Source organism: Methanocalculus sp. (assembly GCF_029762515.1).
In the GTDB taxonomy this organism is placed as follows: Archaea; Halobacteriota; Methanomicrobia; order Methanomicrobiales; family Methanocorpusculaceae; genus Methanocalculus.
The window spans coordinates 1-3,408 of record NZ_JARVGN010000258.1 but is presented as its reverse complement, the minus strand read 5'-3'; the positions used below and the strand labels follow the sequence as shown (position 1 = coordinate 3,408).

Sequence of the window (3,408 nt, the reverse complement as noted above, 5' to 3'; positions counted from 1 at the left end):
AAATTAACTGCATATACCCACACATTTATCGTAGCTGATCCGCCATCTTTCTCTATGAACGTAAAAAGTGGCATTATTCTGGTAATGCTATTAGCAACTGCCTGCATCTGTATTTCCGGATGCACCGGTACAACACCAGCTGGTGAAGAGAATGCACAGCCTGACTCGCTGCTCGTCTACTGCGGAGCAGGAATGCGTGAACCTATGGACGACATCGCAATGGCATTTGAAGAGAGAACAGGTGTGAAGATCCACTACAACTATGGCGGATCAAACACGCTCCTCTCACAGATGGAGCTGACACAGCAGGGTGACGCATATATGCCCGGTGCCACCTCGTATATTGATGCAGCCCGTGAAAAGGGGTTCATCGACACTGAAGCAAATGTTGTCTACCACATTCCGATCATCATTGTTCCCAAGGGGAACCCGGCAGGAATCACATCTCTTGAAGATCTGGCAAAACCGGGTGTCAAAGTCGAGCTTGGAGACGCAGAAGCTGCTGCAATTGGAAAACTCTCTGACACCCTCCTGAAGAACAACGGTATCCTTGATGAAGTGCTGGCAAATACCATTGCACGAACAGCGACTGTGAACGAACTTATTGTCCATACCTCACTTGGGCAGACAGATGCTGCGATTATCTGGGAAGACCTCTTTGAGAGTGAAAAACTGGAAAAGATCACTATACCAAAGGAACAGAATATCGTGAAAGTTGTCCCGATTGGCAGCCTTACCTTCTCTGAATACCCGGAGACTGCAAGAGAGTTTGTCAATTTTGTCGCATCAGATGAAGGAAAAGCGATCTTTACAGCACACGGGTTCACCACATACCCTGACCCCTATTACGGGGAGATCTAAATACTCTTTTTTTTATTCCAAGGTGATTTTCCGATGAATGAACAGAACAACGCTATCAAAGCTATGGAGATCTGCTACCACCCGATAGGTCTTATCCATTCAGAATTTACAAATCAGGAAGAAACTCCGATACAGGGAATATTCAATGAATCTATTGGAAAAGTAGAGGTTTTCCCAGAATATGCAGAGGGGCTGCAGGAGATCGAATCGTTCTCACATCTCATTCTCCTTTACCACTTTCACCGTGCACAGGGCGGGCCTCTGCTCCAGAGACCATTTCTTGATGTTGAAAAAGCACGCGGAATCTTTGCCATCCGGCACTTCAACAGACCAAATCCCCTTGGCATCTCAATAGTCCGGCTCCTTGCAGTCGAAGGAAATATACTCACCATCAAAGGCGTGGATATCCTTGATAAAACCCCGCTCATCGACATCAAACCCTATGTGTTTCAGTTTGACAACAGAGATGAAGTATCAAGCGGATGGGTTGATGACCAGCACTTTGATGGCATCGCAGAATGGAACAGCACTCCAAAAGCGCTGAGGGATCGGAAGAGGATCAACCTATGAGAAGGGGTGTCAAATCCCCCCTGAGGATTGCTACAATTGCAATTGGTGTGGGGCTTGCTCTCTTCATCGTACTCCTCCTGCTTCTGATCATGAGCCATCCCACACTCGAGGGGATGATAAACTCACTAAAATCGCCTGAGATCCATTTTGCAATTTACCTGAGCCTGGTTACATCGTTTATCTCAACAGGGCTCTGCATCCTAATCGGCGTTCCTTCTGCCTATGCACTGGCACGATATGATTTTCCCGGAAAGCATGTGGTAAACACCATTCTCGACATGCCACTTGCCCTTCCGCCTCTTGTTGCGGGTGTCGGGCTGCTGCTCTTCTTTGGAACAACACCGGTTGGAGAGGCGCTTGCCATGGCAGGGCTTGTCTTTGTCTTCACTCCACTGGGAATCATTATAGCACAATTCTTTGTGAATGTCCCGTTTATGCTCCGCATTATGCGTTCAACATTTGAAGGGATCAGCCCTCGTTATGAGTATGTAGCCAAAACACTCGGCTGTAATGATACACAGGCACTCTGGAGGGTAACGCTTCCCATGGCAGCCAATGGTTTCCTTGCCGGATCGGTCATCACCTGGGCAAAAGGCATCGGAGAGTTCGGTGCGGCATTGATGGTTGCAGGGGCAACCCGTATGTCAACTGAAACATTGCCAATCTCGCTTTTCCTGAATATGTCATGCGGAAAACTGGATCTTGCCATCTCGGCAGCAACGATTTTGATCTTCATGAGTCTTCTTTCGCTCTATATCTTCGAACGTTACGGCGGATTCGCCAGATTATAGGAGGTTAAGATGTTACAGATACAGAATATATCCAAGGATATGGGAGAATTCTTCCTGGATCATGCCTCTCTTGAGATATCCAAAGGAGAATACATCGTGATCATCGGGCCAACCGGAGCAGGCAAGACAATACTTCTTGAAACTGTCGCAGGCATTTATGAGCCTGATGGCGGCTCCATCCATCTCGATGGGGATGATATTACCCATGCACCTCCGAAGGACCGGAATATCACGATGGTCTATCAGGATTACATGCTCTTCCCCCATCTCACTGTCAGGGATAACATCGCATTTGGCCTGAAATCCAAAAAGGTTCCATCAGACGAGATACATGAGGCAGTTCAGAGATATGCGGAAATGCTCCATATTGCCCACCTTCTCCACCGCTATCCTGATACACTCTCCGGAGGAGAACAACAGCGGGCAGCTATTGCACGTGCAATGGTGATGAATCCATGGGCGCTCCTGCTGGATGAACCTCTCAGTGCACTGGATGCAAAAACACGGGAGAATCTCCGAAAGGAGTTAAAAGATCTTCACGAAATCACAAAAACAACGATCATTCATATCACCCACAACTTTGAAGAGGTATTTGATCTCGCCGATCGTGTTGCCATCATGAATGAAGGCAAAATAGTGCAGGTTGGCGTACCTGATGAGATCTTCAGAAAGCCAAAGAACCATTTTGTAGCAGAATTTGTCGGTGCCACAAATGTATTCAAAGGCACTTCAACGTCTGAAAATGGAATTGCAAGCATAAAAATCGGGGATATTATTGTCAGGGCTCATTCTGAAGTAGTGGGAGATGTTTACATCTCCGTCCGCCCGGAGGAGATTCTCATCTCTACCGCGCCTCTTGCATCACCCATACGAAACGCCTTTCCCGGAAAGATATCTGAGATCCGCCACTGTGGCGCGATGATAAGGCTCATTGTTGACATTGGAGTGACGTTTGTTGTCGCGCTGACAAGGCAGGGTTTCGAGGAGGCAGAACTGGGAATCGGGGATTTGGTATATATTGCATTTAAAGCAACATCAGTTCATCTCTTCCCTGGAAAAAGCACAACGGAATGAAGCCGGAAAAGGGTCTTCTGACCACCTCACTTTTCTCTTCCGGCAGGCAATATATACCAGCATGAATCATTACGGAGCAGCACTCCTTGGCAGGGTTCGATCAACCCGGCCG

4 protein-coding genes are annotated in these 3,408 nt (G+C 47.6%); all 4 read left to right on the top strand.

The features are described from left to right. Positions 1-54: 54 nt before the first annotated feature. Genes modA through wtpC form a run of 4 tightly spaced genes read left to right on the top strand, consistent with a single transcriptional unit; the run spans position 55 to position 3,296 of the window. Positions 55-861 (top strand): molybdate ABC transporter substrate-binding protein, encoded by an 807-nt coding sequence (modA, locus tag QCH34_RS09220; protein ID WP_300333184.1) that lies wholly within the window; start codon positions 55-57, stop codon positions 859-861. Between the two features lie 33 nt (positions 862-894). Continuing rightward, positions 895-1,431 carry a tRNA (N6-threonylcarbamoyladenosine(37)-N6)-methyltransferase TrmO gene (gene tsaA, locus QCH34_RS09215; RefSeq protein WP_300333182.1) on the top strand — a complete coding sequence of 179 codons (537 nt, stop codon included), beginning with the start codon at positions 895-897 and terminating at the stop codon, positions 1,429-1,431. Further along, the gene (locus tag QCH34_RS09210; protein ID WP_300333180.1) at positions 1,428-2,222 is read left to right on the top strand and encodes an ABC transporter permease; all 795 of its coding nucleotides are present in this window, start codon (positions 1,428-1,430) and stop codon (positions 2,220-2,222) included. Before tsaA ends, QCH34_RS09210 begins: the two co-directional genes overlap by 4 nt. Before the next feature lie 9 nt (positions 2,223-2,231). Continuing rightward, entirely contained in the window at positions 2,232-3,296 is a 1,065-nt protein-coding gene (wtpC, locus tag QCH34_RS09205; protein ID WP_300333178.1) for a tungstate ABC transporter ATP-binding protein WtpC, read from the top strand. Positions 3,297-3,408 lie beyond the last annotated feature (112 nt).

Bases quoted from the DNA above. Each gene is read 5' to 3' on its own strand.
- tsaA (WP_300333182.1), top strand. From the start codon at position 895: ATGAATGAACAGAACAACGCTATCAAAGCTATGGAGATCTGCTACCAC.
- QCH34_RS09210 (WP_300333180.1), top strand. From the start codon at position 1,428: ATGAGAAGGGGTGTCAAATCCCCCCTGAGGATTGCTACAATTGCAATT.
- modA (WP_300333184.1), top strand. From the start codon at position 55: ATGAACGTAAAAAGTGGCATTATTCTGGTAATGCTATTAGCAACTGCC.
- wtpC (WP_300333178.1), top strand. From the start codon at position 2,232: ATGTTACAGATACAGAATATATCCAAGGATATGGGAGAATTCTTCCTG.